The sequence below is a fragment of the Streptomyces sp. NPDC046931 genome, assembly GCF_040644655.1.
Taxonomy (GTDB): Bacteria; Actinomycetota; Actinomycetes; order Streptomycetales; family Streptomycetaceae; genus Streptomyces.
In genome coordinates this window covers 271680-288666 of the sequence record NZ_JBEYWX010000006.1, presented here as the reverse complement: position 1 = coordinate 288666, position 16987 = coordinate 271680, and the positions used below count along the sequence as shown (strand labels likewise).

Here is a 16987-nt window from a genome sequence, read left to right as displayed (position 1 = left end):
CCGGATGCCCGGACCGCGGCCGGCCGAACGTCCGCAGGGGGCCGGCGATGGACAGGCGAGGCGGCGGGCAGGGAATCAGGTGCCGTGCGAAGACCGTGCACCGGCGGCGATCGTATGACGTACCGTCAATTGACTCTGCGCGAAGCCTTGTTCGTCAGTACGGCGCTCAGACAGCCCGGAAGGTCACGGCGGCGCGGAGCCGGCCGGCTTGGCGGCCTGCAGGACGAGGTCGGTGACCGCGCCGGGGTGGGAGAGCATGGCCACGTGGGAGGAGTCGATCTGCACCGTGTGCGAACCCGCGCGCCTCGCCTCGAAACGCTCCTGAGCCGGATTGATGGCCCGGTCCTGCTTCGCGACAAGGAACCAGGACGGAAGGGTGCGCCAGGCCGCCGCTTCCGCCTTCTCGGAGAGGGCGGCCATGCTCACGGGCCGCTGCGTGGCCGCCAGCAGTCTCGCCGTGCGTTCCGGCAGGTCGGCGGCGAAGACCCGGTGGACCTTGTCCGGCTGAAGGTAGAGGTCGGTCCCGGTCACTCCCCCACCGGCCCGGAACGGAACGGACCGAGTGGCGCCGGCGAGCTCGCTCGGGAACCGGCCGGACAGCGACATCCCGCTCTCACCCTTGTCCGGCACCAGGGCCGCCACGAACACAAGCGACTTCACCCGGCTGTTCCCGGCCGCGGCGGTGCTGATCACCGCACCGCCGTACGAGTGACCCACCAGCACGATCGGCCCTTTGATGCCGTCCAGCACCGAGGCGATGTAGGTGGCGTCGTTGTGCAGCCCGCGCAGCGGATTGGCCGGGGCGACGACGGGGTAACCCTGGCGTTCCAGCCGTTCGACGACTCCGTTCCAGCTGGAGGCGTCCGCGAACGCCCCGTGCACCAGGACGATCGTGGGTTCGGCAGCGGAGGTGTCGTCGGCCGCGCCGGCGGGGGCCGCCCAGACGGCGCACACGGCCAGGGCACATCCGGCCGCGGTGACGTGCACGCCGCGTATGCGGCGCCGTATGCCATGGATCGCAGATGCTGTCATGCCCGTCTCTCTTTGCCCGGGGTCTTTGTGATCCGAGTGTTCACCCGTCCGGGACGGCCGGCCCGGCCGCATGGGCCGAACGGGTCAGAGGGGGGCCGGCACGGTGGCGGAGCCGCCACGGCGCCACGGCGCCCCGCCCCCGGCATGCCGGCGTGACAGGAGAGGGCCGGGTCCGGTCAGGACGGCGCGGGCGGCCGTCGCCGCAGGGCCATGCCCACCGCGGCGACGAGGAGGGTGGCGCAGCCCGTGAAGACCAGGCCGCCGTCGCGCACTCCGAGGGACACGGCCAGAGCGCCGACGCCGACGACGGGCAGCGAGATGCCGACGTACGCGACGACGAAGAAGGCGGAGATGGTGGCACCCCGGTGAGCGTCGGGCGCCGCGGAGCTCACCGCGGTCAGGCCTGCCCGGAACGCCAGGCCCTGTCCCACACCGCCGGTCACGGCCCCCGCGAGGAGCACTGGCAACGACGCCAGCAGCAGCGACGCTGCGACGAGGAGAAGACCGGCGACGAGCACCAGACAGCCCAACGGCAGCGCCGTGCGCGTCCCGATGCACCCCAGGAGCAGTTGCCCGCAGGTCGAGGCGCAGAACACGGAGAAGACCACGGCTCCGACCACCGCCAGATTGCGCTCGGCCAGCGTCTGACCGAGGAAGGCCGGGGCGACCGCGGTGAACAGGCCGAGCAGCGAGAATCCGGCGAAGGCCGCGAGGGAGCAGGGCGCGAACACGCCGCGCACTTCCGGCGGGACCTTCATGCCCTGCGGTCGCAGTGGGGGCCGGGGGCCGGCGCGGCGCACGGTCTCGGGCAGCAGAAGGACGACCACGGCGGCGGCCAGCAGGAGCAGCAGATGGAGGAGAAAGGGCAGCTTGAGCGGCCAGGGTGCGTACTCGGCGAGAGCACCGGAGACCAGGGGACCGAGTCCGAGACCGCCCATGTTGGCCGCGGTCGCCGCGAAACCGGCGCGTGCGCTTCGCTCGGGCGGCGCCAGTTCCAGGACGGCCGCGGTCCCGGTGCCGCTCAGCAGGCCCGCCGAGAACCCCGACAGGACCCGGCCCACGTACAGCAGCGGCAGTCCGCCCTCGAAGAGGAAGCACACGGCGCTGAGCGCGGCCAGTCCCAGCGCGCACAGCAGCACCGGGCGCCGCCCCAGCACGTCGGAGAAGTCGCCGGCCACCAGCAGGGCGGTGATGACGCCCACCGCGTAGACGGCGAAGACCACGGTGACGATCAGTTCCGAGAACCCGATCTGCTGGCGGTACAACCCGTACAGCGGAGTCGGCAGGGTGGTGCCCAGCATGCCGACGGCGAAGACGCCCGCCGCGGCCACGTACCCCGGCCGACGGGCCGGTCGACGGCGTTCGGTGTCGCGACTGATCACATTTCACCATAAGCACCCTGCCCGGCGGGGCGCGGCCCGGAACCCCGGGCTCGGACGGTGGCCGCGCGCCCTCCGGCCGGTCGGGCCGCCCGGTGGGGAGGGGCCGGACGGGTGACGCCTCTTCGGGTGACACCCGTACCGGGCCGGGTACGGCGTCGTTCCGGCCGGCCCGGTGCAAACCCCCTGTCGTGCAAGGCACTCGGGCAGCGTCATGGCCCCGGGCGCTGTCCGGCGGCTGCGAACAGCACGGCGTCGAGCACGTCCGGGGCGGCCCGGATGTGCTAAGCGAGGGCTATGAGACAGTCCCGAATCGCGGCATGTGTGTCCTCGCTCCTTCTCTGCGCCGCCTGCGCTCTCACGGGTACCGGCGCGGCGCAGGCGGCCCCGCAGACAGCGGCCACGGGCTACGTGGCCCTCGGGGACTCCTACTCCTCGGGGGTCGGAGCCGGCAACTACTTCGCAACCAGCCGCGAGTGCCTGCGCAGCCCCCGGGCGTATCCCGCCCTGTGGGCCGCATCCCATCCACGGTCGTCGTTCGACTTCACCGCGTGCAACGGCGCCCGCACGAGCGATGTCATGGACCACCAGCTCGGCCCGCTGAGCTCGCGCACCGGCCTGGTCAGCCTCACCGTCGGGGGCAGCGACTCGGGCTTCGGCCACGTCATGACGACCTGTGTGCTGCGGGGCACCAACGCCTGCGTGTCCGCCGTGGCCGAGGCGCGCACCTACATGGACGGCACCCTCCCGCACGATCTGGACCGTCTCTACTCGGTCATCAGAAGGAAGGCCCCGGCCGCCCACGTGGTGGTTCTCGGCTATCCCCACCTGTACAAGGTCCACGGCACCTGTGCGGGCGGCATCTCCGACACCTCACGGTCCGCCCTGAACAGCGCCGTCGACCACCTCAACACCGTGACCGCGAAGCGCGCCGCCGACCATGGATACACATTCGCCGACGTACGGGCCGCCTTCAGGGAACACGAGATCTGCTCGCCCAGCCCCTGGGTGCGCAGCGTCAGCCTGCTGGCGCCCGTCGAGTCGTACCATCCCACCTCGCTCGGGCAGTCCCGCGGCTACCTTCCCGTCTTCACGCGCACAGCCTGACAAAGGCCGCCGGCGGGCGCGGTCGGGACGGAGAATCCACGACGTCACCACGGGAGACGGACGTCGCGTCGGACCGTCCCGGCCCTTCCCGGCCCGCCCTCTGGCAAACGCGCGTAGAGCTCGGGCACCATCTCCGTGCACCACCTGCACAGCCGACCCCACAGGATGCACGGCCCGACCGCAGGAAGGTCTCAGCATGAAGATGCGCTCCGCCCTCACGGCTCTCGCACTCACCGTCGCACCCGGGCTCGCCGTACTCGGTGGCTCCGGCGACGCGTTCGCCGCCCAGGACGGCGCCCAGGCCGTCGCCGTCACCAAGATCTCGCATGCCACGGCCACCTCGATGTTCCGACAGGTCGGCATCACCTGGTCGTCCTCCGGCAACTGCTCCGACCGCAACAACCCGACCTGTACGTCCTTCGAGCAGCTCAACCTCGCCACGGCCCAGGGCGCGCAGACCCTCAAGCGGGCCTCCGGCTGCGCGCTGAACATCACCGGAGGCACCGAGACCGGCCACGCCGCCGGCACGTACTCGCACTGGAACGGCTACAAGCTCGACTACGGCAAGAACACCTGCATCACCAACTACGTCAAGGGCTCTTTCACCTACATCGGCCTGCGGGGCGACGGCGCACCCCAGTACCGGTCGGGTTCCGGCAACATCTACGCCGATGAGGGCAGCCACTGGGACGTCCTCTACTACAACTGCGGAGGCTGCTGAGGTCCGCCGGCGGCAGGGAAGACAGAGAACCCCGCTCCCGGTACCGGGAGCGGGGTTTTGCCGAGCGCCGGGCAGGCCTTGCACCTGCATCTCCCCGCAGGAAGCGGGGCGTCTTTCCTTGGACCACCAACGCAGTGCAAACCACCGGTCGCCGGCGGCCTGCTCAAGATCGAGCCTATCCCATAGGCGTCCGGCCGCGCACATCGAGGCCGGACGGCAGGCCCGGCCCCCGGACAGGCGACCGCCCCCAACTGCCTTCACATCTCCCCCACTTCTTCAACACCCCCCACTTACCTCACGCTTACCCATTGGGTAAGCTCCTCGCGCTCCATTGGCACCATTGAGGGGGGATTCCTCATGCGCATACGCTCTGCGCTGGCGGCTGCCGCCGGCGTCGGGACGCTCGTCGCCGTCGCCGCCGTTCCGGCACACGCCACCGAGTACTCGTCGGCCCTGAAACTCAAAGGCGTTCAGTACGACGCGCCCGGGCGGGACTCCAACAGCTGTTCCCGGGGCAACACGAGGGACGAGTACCTGACGATCAAGAACTACTCCCGCGGCACGACGGTCAACCTCAGGGGCTACGTGGTCAAGGACGCCACGGGCAACCGTTTCACCTTCCCCGCCAACCACTACCTCGAGCCGGGCGACTACGTGAAGCTGCGCGGGGGCCACGGCACGGACTCCGACTCGAAGAACGTCGTCTACCGCCAGAACTGCAACTTCATCTGGAACAACGACAAGGACACCATCTACCTGTACAAGCCCTCCGGCAGCCGTGCCGACGTCCACTCCTACACCAAGTCCGGCTCGGACCGCGACGGCAACGGCTACATCAGCTTCCATGGCTGACGCTCCGTCATAGGCGTCCCGTCGTCCGGCACTTTCGCGTCCCCGTGCCGACGACTGCGCGCAGCGGGGCCCTCCGGGGTCCCGCTCCGCGGGTCACGGAGCCGGGGGCAGGCGCAGGTTACGCAGGTCGTCCGGCAGCGGGCCCGCGGGCCTGAACACGGATGCCACTTCCCCGTCGGCAGCCGTCGCGGGCGCGTCGGTGAGCCGCATCCGCTCCCTGAGCCGCCCGAAGAAGTTCGCGGGGGCCAGCCTGACCAGGCGCAGGGGCCGCGGCGCCGGGGCCACCCCGATCCAGTCGCCGGGCTCGAGGATGCCGCGCGACTGCCCGTCCACGCTCACCGCCGCCCGCCCTGAGTGGGGCAGCACCCGCAGGGCGATCGGCTCGTCCACAGCCGCGATCACCGTCCGGTTGAAGGCCATGTGCGGGGCGACGGGGGTGAAGACCAGGGCCCGCATCCGCGGGGAGAGTACCGGTCCCCCCGCGGCGAAACTGTAGGCGGTCGAACCGGTCGGGGTGGCGAGGATGACGCCGTCGGCCGAGTACGAGGCCAGGAGCCGCCCCGAGAAGTACACCCCCACAGCGACCTGCCGGTCCCGCGCCAGCTTCTCGACCACGACGTCGTTCAGGGCGTTGACGTCCAGCGGAATGCCCCAGGAGCCGTCCTCCCCCGCGTCCGCCCGCGGCTGCGGCTGCGGCTGGGGAGGCGGGAGCGCCGGACCCCGTCCGTAGCACAGGGTCTGCTCCATCCCGACGGGCATCTCCAGCAGCCGGGAGGACCGCAGCATCAGCATCATGCGTTCCTCGCACTCGGATCTACCGGCATGGACCGCGTCCAGCGCCTGCGTCACCTCGGTGACCGGGGTCTCGGTCAGGAAACCGACCCTGCCCACGTCGACGCCCAGCACCATGGCGTCGTTCTGGGCGGCGATGCGCGCACCCCGCAGGAAGGTGCCGTCCCCGCCCAGCGTCACGATGAGGTCCGGACCACCCGCAGCCTGCATTTCCTCACGGGCGTGACGGCGGCCTCCCCCGTCCTGCCAGACGTCGATGTCGACGCACCCGATGGCGTGCCGAGCGCACCATTCCCGTACGGTTCGCGCCCCGGCCACCGCCTGTGGACGGCCCCCGTGCACGACAAGTCCCAACCGGCTGATGGTCATGACACCACCTCCCGGCCACTGCACCCGCGACAGGCCGGAGGCGATGGTCATGGCTTCCGGCGAAGCCTGCCGGGGGAGGCGGCCCGCCCCACCATCGTCCCGCAGCGCAAGCCACACCTCCTCCCGCGCGGCGGGGCGGGCGCTCCTGCCGGACGCGCCGAGGGCGGCCGTCCAGCGACATGCCCACCCAGGTGGCCGATCGCCCGGCCGACCGCACCGGCGCCGGACTGGGCGAAGGGAAGGCCAAGTCCAACCGTGAGCATGCCGCCGGCGCCGTGCTCGGATACGTCACCGGTCTGGGGGTCGGGTGCGTGTACGGGGTGTGGCGGCGCCTGGGCGGCTCGCCCTCGCCCTGGACGGCCGGGCCGCTGCTCGGCGCGGCCGCCATGGCGGGCAGCGACCTGCCGGCGTTCGCCGTGGAGGTGACCGATCCGGCTTCCTGGGACCTGACGTCCTGGGCGTCGGACGTGGTGCCGCATCTGGTCCACGGCTTCACCACCGCCTCGGTGTACGAAGCACTGCGCTGACGGCCGCCCGTCCGGGGCATACGGCCTTCCGGCGCCCCGCCGCCGTGTGGCCGTAGCTGCTGGTTGAGGCTCTGCGGACGTACAGTGAAGACAGTGCCGGCTTTCACACAGCCGCTCCCCTCGGGTTGGGGTGCCTGTGGGAGGCCGCGGGCCGCAAGGAGCGAGGCATGATCCATTCCGCCGACATCCGTGAATGGCGCAACCGCGACGTGGTGGACCCCAAAGGGCGCAGGATCGGGGCGCTTGAAGCGGTCTACGTGGACACCACCACCGACACACCGTCCATGGCCACCGTCCGTACCGGGCTGCCGACGCGGCAGCGGCTCGTCTTCGTCCCCCTCGACGAGGCGACCCTCGGGCCGGGCTACGTCAAGGTGGCGCATTCGAGGGGGCTGGTGAAGAAGGCGCCGTCCATCGGCATGGACGACGTCCTGCCGGCCGAGCGTGAAGCCGAGATCTTCCAGCACTACGACAAGGCCTACCAGCCCGGGGCGGAGCACGGACGCCGCCTGGCCCGTGGCTGACTGCCGTATCGCCGGCGCGCTCCGGCGCCGGCGCGCCCCTGCGCGGAGCCGCCCGAGGGCCGACCGGCTCGCTGCCCGCCGCGGCGACCCGACAACCGCACCACCGGCCGGAGGATGTGTTCATCCATGGCGTTCTTCCTGTTCCTGATTCTCGTGGCGATCGTCCTCGGGCTCATCGGCGCGGTGGTCAAGGGGCTCTTCTACCTCCTGATCATCGGAGTCGTGATCTTCGTATTGAACCTGCTGCTGTGGGGCGTGCGCTGGTCCCGCCGCTCGCACCGGCGCCCCGTCCGCTAGGCCGTCGCGTGCGCGGTACGGCTCAGTCACGTTCACGCTGGTAGGCGGCCACCCGGCGCATTCCACGCTGTGACACGAAGGACGACCTCATGGGCTCTTTTGATCTGTCCGGGCGCGTAGCCCTGGTGACCGGTGCGACCAGCGGCATCGGTGCCGCCACCGCCGCACTGCTCGCCGAGCGGGGTGCACACGTGCTCGTCGCGGGCCGGGACCCGGCCCGTGGTGAGTCCGTGGTGGCCGGCATCCGCGACCGGGGCGGCAAAGCCGACTTCGTCGCGGCCGATCTGGGTCAGCCGGACTCGGTACGGCAACTGGCCGGGGAGGCCGTAGGCCTGGGCGGCGGATCGGTGGACATCCTGGTCAACAACGCGGGCATCTTTCCCTTCAGCCAGACGGAGCAGACACCGCCGAGCGATATCGACGCCGTCTACGGCGTGAACGTGAAGGCCCCGTACGAGCTGGTGGCCGCCTTGGCCCCGGCGATGGCCGAACGCGGGCGTGGAGCGATCGTGAACGTCAGCACCGTGGCCGCCGAGCGGGGCGTCGCGGGAATGGCGCTGTACGGGTCGAGCAAGGCGGCGCTGGACCTGCTGACCAAGGCGTGGGCCGCCGAGTTCGGCCCCCGCGGGGTCCGGGTCAATGGGGTGGCGCCCGGCCCGACGCGTACGGAGGGCACCGCCGTCATGGGCGACTACATCGACGAACTCGCCGCCGGTACGCCCGTCGGGCGGCCGGGCGAACCCGGGGAGATCGCCGAGGCGATCGCCTACCTGGCCAGCGACGCCGCGAGTTACGTCCACGGTGCGGTACTCCCCGTGGACGGCGGCCTCACGGCCGTCTGAGGTACCGGCTCGGCCGTCGGCGCGCCCCGCGCGTGCCGCCGCTGGAGCAGGGCGGGCAGGGAACGGTGAGACAGGACCGGCCCCTGTTCCGCGCGAGGCGAAGAGGGGCCGGGTGCCTTGCCGGCGAGGCGGACGGGCGTCGGCGACGCGCGAGGGCCCGGTGCGGAACCGGTGGCTCGCGACGGCCGTCCGTGCGCCCGCTGGGACTCGGTTCAGCGCTCCTCACGGAAGAGGACGTGCCGGTCGGCCACCGGGTCGTACTTGCGCAGCACCAGCCGGTCGGGGTGGTGCTGACGGTTCTTGCGCGTCACATAGGTGACGCCGGTGCCGGCCGTCGACTTCAGCCTGACGACCGGGCGCGCGGTGCTGCGTGCCATCGGTTCTCCTTTCGCCCACATCCGCGATCTTGATTCGCACATGTCAGCCACACACTCGGCAACAGCGGGTTCCGCCCTCGCATTCCCTGCACACGCGCCGGCGCCACGACGGTGACGGGGAGCACCGTGTATGTCCGACCACCGCCGGGGCATCCGGTTCCGGGGAGGTCGAGAGATGGACACGAGTGCGATGACGCAGGTCGGCCGGGTACGGGCCCGGCGCCTGGCGAAGGGCTCGGTGACGCGGGGTGCCGCCCGGGCGGGGCTGGCCGCACGCGGAGTGATCTACCTGCTGGTCGGCATCCTGGCCCTGCGGATCGCCTTCGGCGACGGCCGGCAGCAGGCCGACCGCAGCGGTGCCGTCGCCGAGATCGCGGCCGAGCCGTTCGGTGCCGTACTCCTGTGGGGCCTGGGCACCGGGCTCGCCGGTATGGCGCTGTGGCGGCTGTCCGAGGCGCTGTTCGGGTCGGTCGGGCCGGACGGCCGCAAGGCGACGAAACGCCTGCAGGCCGTCACCCGGTCCGTGTTCTACGCGTTCGTCGCCTACTCGGTGCTGTCGTTCGCCGCGGGCTCCGGCGGTGGTGGCCGTTCCAGCGACGAGCAGTCCCGGGATGTCACGGCCGAGGCGCTCGGGATGCCGGCCGGACAGTGGATCGTCGGCGCCGCCGCGGCCGGCATCGTCGTGGCGGGCCTGTGGATCGGCGTCCGGGCCGTTCGCCGCGACTTCCGCGACCAGTTCGAGCCGGGCGGGATGTCTCCCCGGGTCCGCCGGCTGGTCGACGTCACCGGCGTCGCCGGAGGCGCGGCGCGGGGGGTGGTCTTCGCCGCGGCGGGGGGCTTCGCGGCGCGCGCGGCGGTCGACTACCGGCCCGACCGGGCCAAGGGACTGGACGACACGCTGCGCTCCTTCGCCGACACGCCGTTCGGGCCGTGGCTGCTGGTGCTGGTCGCCGCCGGGCTCGCCCTGTTCGGCCTGTTCTCCTTCGCCCTGGCCCGCTGGCGCATGGTCTGAGCGCCCGCCCTGACCTGGGCCCGGGTCCACGAGACCGGGCGCCCCAGCGGTTACCCTCGGTGACTACCGTCGGGAGGAGCCGCGATGGAGGACCACGGGGAGCCGGACGGCAGCCCAGGGCGGGCGATCCGGATCGCGGTGGTGGCGCTGGTGGCCGCGTCAGGTGCGGTGGAGACCATCTCCTTCACCGCGCTCGGCCATGTCTTCGCCGGTGTCATGACGAGCAACCTCGCCCTGCTGGGGATGGCGATCGGTCGCGCCGGGGGCACGGGCACCGTCTCCGCGCTGCTGGCCCTGGCGGGCTTCGGCGCGGGCGCCGGGCTGGTCGCCTGGGTGACCCACGGCCGCACCGGCTTCGCCACGCACTGGCCTCCACGGGTGATGTACTGCCTGATCGGGGAGGCCGCGCTGCTCGCCGTGGGAGCGGGTTTCTGGGCGGCCTCGGGCGGCGCGCCCGACGGTGTGGCCCGGCACGCCCTTCAGGCCGGGGCCGCGGTGGCCATGGGCGGTCAGGCCGCGGCGATGGTGGCCGCGGGGCGGGCCGCCGCTCCCACCACCTATCTGACCGGGACGCTGGCCACGTACATCGTGCACGGCGTCGGCAGGGGGCGACCGGACCGATGGGTGCCCGCCCGGCTCGGAGCCCTCATCGCCGGCGCGGCCGCTGCCATGGCGTTGCGCCGGGCAGCGCCCTCGTGGGCCGGCGCGCTCCCCTTCGTGCTCGTCGCGGCCGCCGTTCTCACCGCGATCCGGCCCCTGCGCGTGGGACGGTCGGCAACGGGCGGACAGGGGGCGTAGACGACGCCGGTCGGCAACGGACGGACAGGGGCGTAGACGACGCCGGTCGGCGCCGGGGCGTCACGGACGGCCGGCACCGGCCATGGGCACCGTCTGTCACAGGGCCGTGGGGCCGTGCGCTGTCGGGTCCTCCAGAGCCACCACGGCCTCGCTCGTGTACACCAGGAAGGTCAGCGTCTCCTGGAAGTACAGCCGGACGCTGTTCTCGTCGTGGGACAGGTAACCGATCGACAGGTCCTGGCCGATGCGCAGCTCGAAGTCGCCGCCCCGGGTGGACAGCAGAAAGGCTCCGTCGATGGCGGGCGCCCACACGATGTCGCCGTCCAGGAGCCGCGCCATGTGGTCGATGACCGGGTAACCGTAGTCGGAGGTCTCGCTGACGGCGGTGTACGCCTCGGCGCTCAGTGCCAGGGTGTAGGCGCCGCCCACACCCGCGAGCCGGAGCGCGGAGACGGCCTGGCTGACGGCGTTCGGGTACTCGGGCACCCCCTCGGGCAGGACCAGGGGCGGGTTCGAGGAGCTCTCGCGCAGGCCGACGATGCCCGCGGCCGCGTAGCCCTCGAACACCGCCCGGTCCTCGGCGTACGCCATCCGGCGCGCGGCGTCCTTGACCGGTTTCCAGTCGGCGTCCCTGGCTCCGCGTGCCACGTCGTCGATCTGCTGCCGGTCGACGGTGAACGGCACCCGTAGTTCCACGAGGGGCTGGTACAGGCGGGTGCGGGCGACGATCCCCTCGGCGGGCCCGTCGACGTCCCTCAGGTGCCCGGTTCCCACGCCTGACAGGTCCGGGCCACCGGACTCGGGGACGTCGACGATTCGGCGCGCCGCCACATGACGCCGGAACGTACGGCGCGCCTCCTCCTCCAGATCGGCCCACGCCGCGGCGGAGACGGGCGCCAGCTCACGATGAAGGTTGTCCATCGGCCCTACTGCCCTTCAAGTCGCCGATCCCGAGGGAACCGTCCGGTACCCGCGTCGGTGCGACGGGCACGTCGTCGGTCTGGTCCCGGGTCGTGTCCGCGTGGGAGCGGTCGCTCGCGCCGGGCGGATCGGGGAGGTCTTCGAGGAAGTCGCTGGTGGGTACGTGGAACAGCGATCCGGTCACCGCGGCGGAGAAGTCCAGGATCCGGTCGTGGGGCGCGGACTGCGCGCCCAGGAACATGCGCTCCAGCATTCTCTCCGTCACCGCCGGGGTGCGGGCGTACCCGATGAAGTACGTGCCGAACTCGCCCCTGCCGACCGTGCCGAAGGGCATGTTGTCGCGCAGGATCTCGTGCTTCGTGCCGTCGGGGCCGACGATCGTGGTCAGCGCGACATGCGAGTCGGCCGGTTTGACCTCGTCGTCCAGTTCCACATCGGACAGTTTCCGCCGGCCGATGACCATCTCCTGCGCTTCCACCGGGAGGGCGTTCCACGCCCCCAGATCGTGGAGGTACTTCTGGACGATGACATAACTCCCGCCCGCGAAGGCGGGATCCTCGTCGCCGATCAGCACGGCCGTGCTCGCCGCCGGACCCGTGGGGTTCTCCGTTCCGTCGACGAAGCCGAGCAGATCGCGTACGTCGAAGTACTTGAAGCCATGCACCTCGTCGCGCACCGTGACGGCATCCCGCAGCCGTTCCATGATCTCGGCGGCCAGTGCGAAGCACAGGTCGAGGCGCGCGGCGCGGATATGGAAGAGCAGGTCACCGGGCGTCGACACGGCACGGTGCACGGGCCCGGACAGTTCCCGGAAGGGGTGCAGTTCCGCCGGGCGCGGTCCGGCGAACAGGCGGTCCCACGCCTCCGAGCCGATGCCCACCACACAGCTCAGCTTTCCGTCCGGCGAGGCCCGGAAACCGACGGCCCGTTGCAGCCCGTTCAGGTCGGCCAGCACATCCCGGGTGACCGCCTCGCCCCCTGTGCCGATCGTCGTGACCAGGAAGATCGCCGCAGCCGTCAACGGGGACAGCACCGGCTGGGGAACGGGCTCGTGGGGGCGTCGGGCCATGGGCCACACCTCTTTCCCGCCGCCTGGCCGACCGGCCTGTGGGACATGACGGAAAACGTTCTTTCACTCTAGGGCGGCCACCACGACCGCTGCCACCGCGGCACCTCGGCCCGGCTTGCGGTCTGCGAGGGGCTTCGGTGTGCACGACCCTCACTCAGGGGCGCCGGAAAGCCGGGGGCGGGGAAAGTTCTCCAGGGCCCCCGCGAGTCCGGTGGCATCGGTGCCGATCTTCCGATAGGCGGAGGAGAGCAACTGCCGCACGCCTTGTTCGGTGAGCCGGAGTTCCTTGGCGACCACCGCCACCGAGTGGCTCCGGGCCGTCATTTCGGCGGCCCTTCGTTCCTGGGCGGTGAGTGTGTCCGTCTGCGCGTACCGCAGGGGCAGCGGTCGCAGCCCGGCCGCGGAGAGTTCCTCCCTGGCCCGGGCCGCCAGGCCCTCGGCGCCACAGTGGACGGCGGCTTCCAGCCCCCGGTAGAGCCGGTCCGCGGCCTCGTGGCGCTGTCCGTTCCGGAACAGTGCGGCGCCCTGGCCGACCAGTGCACGGGCCAGCTCGTAGGACGCGGGTGAGCGCTCCAGGTGGGCGACGGCCTGGGCGTACGGCTCGAGCGCGGCCGCTCCGACCGCCACCTCGGCCTGGATGCGCAGGGCTTGGCCGACGACGGACGGCGCGCCGAAGTCCCGTGCCCGTTCGACCGCGTCGCGGGCCAGGCCGGCGGCCCGCTCGGGGGCGGTGGGGGCGAGCGCGGAGGCCAGGTCCAGCAGCCACGGGCACCATGCCGGATTGCGCCAGGATCGTGACTCCAGCCACTCCCCCACGGCATGCAGCAGATGCGCCGCCTCGCCGTGCCGTCCCTCCGCCAACAGCAGTTCGGCGTACACCGTTCGCGGATCGGGATAGATGACGGCGTTCGGCACCACCTCGCCGTAGCGGTGCGCGTCGGCGAGCCGGCGCGCCTCGGCGGTCCGCCCGCGTGCCAGCAGGATCTGGAGGAGGATGCCGACCGCGAACCACTGGGCGGGCACCCCCTCGTCCACCCGGCCGGCGATGCGCAGGCCCTCCCGGACCAGTTCCTCCGCCTCGGCCAGACAGCCGCGACGCAGACGGATGTAACCGAACAGGGTCTGGCCGAGGGCGAGATGGGAGCCGCGCCAGCCCTTCGCCTCGCACTCGGCGATGCCCTGCGTGAACAGCTCTTCGGCCCGTCGCGGCTGGTCGCAGTACATGAATGTCAGTGCGACGGAGACCGGCACCTCGAAGCCCCGGTTCTCGTCGGTCCAGCTCAGTCCGCCGCGCAGGGCCTCCTCGGCATACCTGAGCACGGTCTCCCTCGGCTCGCCGCGCTGGAGAGCGTCCCAGGACCGCAGGCCCAGGATGTAGCGCTCCTCCAGACCGCGGCCGGTCAGACGCCCGGCCAGCCGTGCGAGGCGGCGCGAGCGGGCCGAGGAGTCGGGCTCGTCGGCACGGCACGCACTCCACTGGAAGTGGTCGGCGAGCATCCGCAGTCGGGTCCGGGGATGGGGAGCCAGTCGCGCCTCCCTCTCGGCCACGGACGCGGCCTCCGCCACCCGGTCGGTGTGGGCCAGCGCCTGGGTCAGCCGGTAGACGAGGGAGGCGCGCAGCTCGTCGGGGATCACGGGTTCCGTGAGCGCCTGGCGCAGATAGGCGACCGTGGAGGTGGGTTCGATCAGGAAGGTGGAGCAGGCGAGTTCGTAGAGCAGGGCGGCGCGCTCCTCGGGGGCGGGCGGCTCCCGCAGGGCCCGGGTCAGCACGCGCCGGGCGGCCTCCGGAGCGCCCGCCCGCAGATATTCACGGGCGGCCTCACGCAGGCACTCGACCGCCTCGGCGTTGCCTTCGCACGGAACCTCCAGCAGATGCCGGGCCGCGGCCGTGGCCCCGAGGCCCGCCGTGCGGATCGCCTCGGCGGCCGCGTTGTGCAGTCCGACCCGCAGGCCCGGGGGAATGGCCCGGTGGACGGCCGTGGCGATCAGCGGGTGGACGAACTCGAGGTCCCCGTCAGGCCCCTGACCGTCCGCCAGGATCCGGGCGGCGCGTAGTTTCTCGGTCGCCTCGGCGGCCTGCTCGCTGCCGACCGCCGCGATGGCGGCGGCGAGTTCCTGGGAGATGGAGGTGCCCAGTACGGCGGCGGCCCAGGCGAAGCGGACGGTGGGGGTGCCCAGGCGCTGGAGGCGTTCGACCAGTCCGGATCCCTTGACCGCCGCGGCGAGTTCCCGCAGAACGGGCACGTCCCGCTTCGTACCCCTCACCCGTCGCTCGCCGAGGCGGATGGCCAGCTCCACCGTCTCGAACGGGCTTCCACCGGTCATGGCCCAGCACTCACCGCAGAACGCGTCCTCGGCCTCCTCGCCCAGTTCCCGCCGGACGATGCGCGCGACACCGTCGGCGGTCAGCGGCGCCAGCGAGTAGGGACGCTTCCCGTGCCGATCGGCGAGCGAGCGGAAGCCGGCCGCTGCGGGCGGCAGTTCGTCGGGCCGGTAGGCGACGACGATCAGCAGGGGGAGGTCGTCCGCCCGTGGCGCGAAGGAGGCGAGCCAGTTCAGGGACTCCTCGTCGGCCCAGTGCATGTCGTCCAGGAGCAGAACGAGGGGCGCCCGGCGCACCGCCAGGCGGGTCATGACCCAGTCGAGACCGTCACGCACTCCGGTCGGGTCCGGCACATGGGCGGCGTCCTGCGCCTCGATACCGAGCGCGGCGGCGACGATGTCGTACCAGCCGCCCAGCAGTTCGCGGCGCTCTCGCTCGTCCATCGCCGCAAGGACGGGTTGCAGGAGCCGGCGGACCACGCGGAACGCCATGCCCTTCTCGTTCTCGCCGCCCTGGCCCGAGAGCACCGTGCATCCCCCTGCCACGGCTCGGGCGCGCGCTTCCGCGAGCAGGGTCGTCTTGCCCAGTCCGGCCGATCCGGTGAAGGCGAGCAGTCCGCCGGGTCGGTCCCGGGACGCTCCGTCGGCGGCGTCGCGGAGGTCCGAGAACGCGGACTCGAGGCCGTGGAGTTCCCGATGGCGCTCGAGCAGGGTCCGGCCTTCGATGACCGGATACGAGGTTGCGTCCACCATGTGCGCTGCTGCTTCCTGCCGTCAGCTTGGGAAGTCAGCGACGAGCGTACGCCCAGGTGGACACGTAGTAGAGGCTTTGGGGATTCCTCATCTCTGGAAAGAGTGAATCGCCCGGTGTGGTGTTTTGTCCTTCCGTATTCCGGGTATGGCGAGTGAACCCGCGGCCGCTTCATGGAGCTTGTCGGACGGTCACTTCGGTTTACGCAGGGGGAAGAGCCCCTTATAGGGGATGAGCCGCTTATATCTGTGGACCGGCGGGCACAGCCGACGTGTCCGCATAGCGTGGCACGCTGCGCGACCAGTAGTAGCAACCGCGAATCCAGTCGGCCATGCCAGCCACATAGCCGATGCCCAAGGGACTCAACTCCGGCTCGGTCTCTCTGGAGAGGCGCTCGAACTCGGTGATCGTGCCGTTGATGCGCCGCACGGCCAGCATGACGCCCTCCTGCACGGAGCAGCGGTACTCCCGGCGGTAGGCCAGGGCCAGGTTGATCACTCCGCCCGCGCGTTGCTCCTTCACCGCGGAGAACAGGTCCGGTATCCATACGGCCGCGTCGGCCGACAGCCGGCGCAGACGCCGTACGGCGGGGTGGTCGAGTTCCTCGGGCGCCAGCTCGCCGGGCAGCGCGGCCTCGCACAGGGGATGGAACGGTTCGACGCCCGCGGTGAGCGAGCGGATCGACGCGCACAGCCCGGTGCCCAGCCGTACGGGGTCGGACTGGGCCACCGCCTCGTACAGCAGGCCGTGGACATACTCCCGGCCCGCCCATGCCCATCGAGCGGCCTGGTCGGGGGTGCAGCGCTCCATGACCTGGCGCTGGAGATCGGCGAGGGCGGCCCCGAGCGGAGTGCTGGGCGGCCCTCCGTCGCGCAGGATGCCTATGCTCTCGCAGAGCATAGGCATCAGCCGGCTCGGCCGCCGCCGGCCGACCTCTTCCGCCCGGTCGTCGAAGACGAACTGGTAGGCGATCTGATTGGCCATGATCTGAAGGAGTTCCGGGTCCATCGAGGGGCCGTTGTAGGAGGCGAGTTCGGCGGGTCGGGTATGGGCGACCATCGCCGCCACCGACGGGTCGTCGGTCAGCCCGTATGCGCGTAACCAGTTCTCGACGCCGGCCGCCGCCTCGCGTTCGTGCGGATTGCTGAGAAAGGGGAAGGGCATGTAGAGCTCGGCCTCGATCAGGTCCTTCAGACTTGCGGGCGGTATCCGGGGGTGCGATGCGGCCGCGCCGCCCTCGTGCGTCGTGGTCACCGTTGTCACCTTCTTCCGAAGTGCGTGGGTGGCGGGTCGCC

17 protein-coding genes are annotated in these 16987 nt (G+C 71.8%); 9 read left to right on the top strand and 8 right to left on the bottom strand.

Annotation, left to right across the window (positions count from 1 at the left end):
• Positions 1-183: 183 nt before the first annotated feature.
• Both ABZ876_RS15020 and ABZ876_RS15015 read right to left on the bottom strand, forming a co-directional pair.
• Positions 184-1032 carry an alpha/beta hydrolase gene (locus ABZ876_RS15020; protein WP_361779785.1) on the bottom strand — a complete coding sequence of 283 codons (849 nt, stop codon included), beginning with the start codon at positions 1030-1032 and terminating at the stop codon, positions 184-186.
• Positions 1033-1208: 176 nt separating this feature from the next.
• Positions 1209-2411, bottom strand: coding sequence for an MFS transporter (locus ABZ876_RS15015; protein ID WP_361779968.1), 1203 nt, complete (start codon positions 2409-2411; stop codon positions 1209-1211).
• 297 nt (positions 2412-2708) lie between these two features.
• On the opposite strand from ABZ876_RS15015, the gene ABZ876_RS15010 reads away from it, so the two are divergent.
• The 3 genes from ABZ876_RS15010 to ABZ876_RS15000 all read left to right on the top strand — a co-directional run bounded on the left by ABZ876_RS15010 (position 2709) and on the right by ABZ876_RS15000 (position 5091).
• Positions 2709-3518, top strand: a complete 810-nt coding sequence (locus ABZ876_RS15010) for an SGNH/GDSL hydrolase family protein (protein WP_361779782.1) — start codon at positions 2709-2711, stop codon at positions 3516-3518.
• A 196-nt stretch (positions 3519-3714) separates the two neighbouring features.
• A complete protein-coding gene (locus ABZ876_RS15005; protein WP_361779779.1) occupies positions 3715-4239 on the top strand; it encodes a hypothetical protein in 525 nt (174 codons plus the stop codon).
• Positions 4240-4596: 357 nt separating this feature from the next.
• On the top strand, positions 4597-5091 hold the full coding sequence (locus tag ABZ876_RS15000; protein WP_361779777.1) for a lamin tail domain-containing protein: 495 nt from the start codon (positions 4597-4599) through the stop codon (positions 5089-5091).
• A gap of 93 nt (positions 5092-5184) precedes the next feature.
• On the opposite strand, the gene ABZ876_RS14995 is transcribed toward ABZ876_RS15000, so the two are convergent.
• Positions 5185-6252, bottom strand: a complete 1068-nt coding sequence (locus tag ABZ876_RS14995) for an NAD(+)/NADH kinase (protein ID WP_361779774.1) — start codon at positions 6250-6252, stop codon at positions 5185-5187.
• A 179-nt stretch (positions 6253-6431) separates the two neighbouring features.
• Between ABZ876_RS14995 and ABZ876_RS14990 the strand changes: the two genes are divergently transcribed.
• From ABZ876_RS14990 to ABZ876_RS14975, 4 genes are all read left to right on the top strand, one after another.
• Entirely contained in the window at positions 6432-6779 is a 348-nt protein-coding gene (locus ABZ876_RS14990; RefSeq protein ID WP_361779771.1) for a hypothetical protein, read from the top strand.
• A 167-nt stretch (positions 6780-6946) separates the two neighbouring features.
• Entirely contained in the window at positions 6947-7303 is a 357-nt protein-coding gene (locus ABZ876_RS14985) for a PRC-barrel domain-containing protein (protein ID WP_361779768.1), read from the top strand.
• 126 nt (positions 7304-7429) lie between these two features.
• A complete protein-coding gene (locus ABZ876_RS14980; protein WP_361779765.1) occupies positions 7430-7600 on the top strand; it encodes a hypothetical protein in 171 nt (56 codons plus the stop codon).
• Between the two features lie 89 nt (positions 7601-7689).
• Complete coding sequence (locus ABZ876_RS14975; RefSeq protein ID WP_361779762.1) at positions 7690-8442, top strand: SDR family NAD(P)-dependent oxidoreductase; 753 nt, start codon at positions 7690-7692, stop codon at positions 8440-8442.
• A 212-nt stretch (positions 8443-8654) separates the two neighbouring features.
• Here the strand turns inward: ABZ876_RS14975 and rpmG are convergent, their stop codons facing one another.
• Positions 8655-8819, bottom strand: coding sequence for a 50S ribosomal protein L33 (gene rpmG, locus ABZ876_RS14970; protein ID WP_361779759.1), 165 nt, complete (start codon positions 8817-8819; stop codon positions 8655-8657).
• A 175-nt stretch (positions 8820-8994) separates the two neighbouring features.
• On the opposite strand from rpmG, the gene ABZ876_RS14965 reads away from it, so the two are divergent.
• Together ABZ876_RS14965 and ABZ876_RS14960 are read left to right on the top strand one after the other, a co-directional pair.
• Positions 8995-9831, top strand: a complete 837-nt coding sequence (locus ABZ876_RS14965) for a DUF1206 domain-containing protein (protein ID WP_361779756.1) — start codon at positions 8995-8997, stop codon at positions 9829-9831.
• A gap of 84 nt (positions 9832-9915) precedes the next feature.
• Positions 9916-10629 (top strand): DUF1275 family protein, encoded by a 714-nt coding sequence (locus ABZ876_RS14960; protein WP_361779754.1) that lies wholly within the window; start codon positions 9916-9918, stop codon positions 10627-10629.
• 96 nt (positions 10630-10725) lie between these two features.
• Here ABZ876_RS14960 and ABZ876_RS14955 read toward each other — a convergent pair whose 3' ends face one another.
• From ABZ876_RS14955 to ABZ876_RS14940, 4 genes are all read right to left on the bottom strand, one after another.
• Positions 10726-11550 carry a family 1 encapsulin nanocompartment shell protein gene (locus ABZ876_RS14955; RefSeq protein WP_361779751.1) on the bottom strand — a complete coding sequence of 275 codons (825 nt, stop codon included), beginning with the start codon at positions 11548-11550 and terminating at the stop codon, positions 10726-10728.
• Entirely contained in the window at positions 11531-12619 is a 1089-nt protein-coding gene (locus tag ABZ876_RS14950; protein ID WP_361779748.1) for a Dyp-type peroxidase, read from the bottom strand. Before ABZ876_RS14950 ends, ABZ876_RS14955 begins: the two co-directional genes overlap by 20 nt.
• Before the next feature lie 150 nt (positions 12620-12769).
• Positions 12770-15694 (bottom strand): AAA family ATPase, encoded by a 2925-nt coding sequence (locus ABZ876_RS14945; RefSeq protein ID WP_361779745.1) that lies wholly within the window; start codon positions 15692-15694, stop codon positions 12770-12772.
• A gap of 238 nt (positions 15695-15932) precedes the next feature.
• A complete protein-coding gene (locus ABZ876_RS14940) occupies positions 15933-16946 on the bottom strand; it encodes a (-)-alpha-amorphene synthase (protein WP_361779742.1) in 1014 nt (337 codons plus the stop codon).
• Positions 16947-16987 lie beyond the last annotated feature (41 nt).